This is a genomic window from Microbacterium sp. Bi128, assembly GCF_918698205.1.
This window is the reverse complement of record NZ_CAKKMM010001259.1, coordinates 1-1491: the sequence shown is the minus strand read 5'-3', so window position 1 is coordinate 1491 and position 1491 is coordinate 1. Positions and strand designations below refer to the sequence as shown.

Annotated in this window: 1 protein-coding gene; it reads right to left on the bottom strand. The window is 67.5% G+C overall.

Annotated elements, in window-relative coordinates; translation table 11 throughout:
- Positions 1 to 1356 (bottom strand): short-chain fatty acid transporter (locus LQV45_RS31805; RefSeq protein ID WP_290370378.1); only part of this gene is annotated, 1356 nt, incomplete at its 3' end.
- Positions 1357 to 1491 lie beyond the last annotated feature (135 nt).

Sequence of the window (1491 nt, the reverse complement as noted above, 5' to 3'; positions counted from 1 at the left end):
GACAGGGTGGAAGACGAACTGCAGGAAGGTGAAGCCCACCAGGTCCCGGGCGCGCAGCCTCAGTACCGCGAGCAGCGGCAGCATGAAGAACGGGTTGACCAGGTTCGGCAGCGCCTCGGCGATGTTGTAGATCTGCACGGTCCAGCCGAGGTTCATCTGCACGTCGGTGGCCGACTGCATCACGTAGGGCGCCTCCACCAGCCATTTTCCGCCTCCGGAGGGGACCAGGATGCCGAGTACAGCCGTGTACAGGGCAATGACGACGGCGAAGCCGCCGCCGCTGCCGATGTCCGAGAAGAACGCCGCGAGGTGGGTGGAGAGGCTCATGCCGCCGGTTCCCGTGGCCTTGGTCAGGATGGCCGCCATCGCCGCATACAGCGGGAACTGCACGAGGATGCCCGCGGTGGCCGGGACGGCCTTCGTTACGGCCTGCAGGAAGTTCCGCGGCGTCCCGTGCAGGACCAGGCCCAGGATGAGGAACACCAGCAGGTAGCCGTTGAGGCTGCTGACCACGCTGAGGAACGGCTTGGTGAGGAACTGCGAGACGAGCCAGCCGAGCGTGAGGACGCCCGCCAGGATCGGCAGGACCCGGCTGTATTCGAGCCATTCGCCCGGCCGGGAACGCGGCGCGGACTCGGCCGGCTCGTCGTCCAGGTCCACGCCCAGGTCCTCTGCGGTGCGGATCGAGCCGCCCTGGGGCGCGTAGAAGTGCGCAATCACGGTGGTCAGGGCCATCAGGATGGCCAGCGTCAGCAGCGACTGCCAGGTAAAGATCGTGGTGCCGAAGTCCAGGATGCCCGTGATCTTCAGCAGCGCCGGCGGCAGCGACGCGGCCGTGGCCTGCAGCTGCGCGGCAGAGGAGGACAGCCCCAGTGCCCAGACGGCGCCGAGGCCCATGAACGCCGCCGCGCCCAAGGCACGGTAATCCACCGTCAGGTCCTTGCGGCGGGCAATCGCGCGGGCCAGCAGCCCGCCGAAGATCAGGCTGAGCCCCCAGTTGAGGAAGGACACGGACATGGCGAGCACGGCCACGAAGCTCACCGCGGTCCGCGCCGTTGACGGCACGAGCGCCAGCCTGTTGATCAGTCCCGCCACGGGCGGGGAGGTGGCCACGACGTAGCCGGTGAGGACCACCATGGCCATCTGCAGGGTAAAGGCCGTCAGGTCCCAGAAGCCGTTGCCGAACGAGTCGGCGATTGCCTGGGGCGTGGCGCCGATGGCGAGTGCGGCCACCGCGATGATGACGACGCCGGCGAGGGCGAAGATGTAGGCGTCCGGGAACCACCGCTCCGTCCATGCCGCCATGCGTTGGGCTATCCGTGCGAGACCGCGTTCTTCGGTTCCGCTCTTGGTCACGACTGTGCTTGCCACAGGTGTCCCTCTCCATTGAGTGCTTTTTGTACCCCATGGAGTTTAGTCAAGACGATGGCGGAAGTAGGGCTTATCGGCGCTTGGCACCTGCGCGCCGGGGGCCGTCGGCCTTGTCGAGCC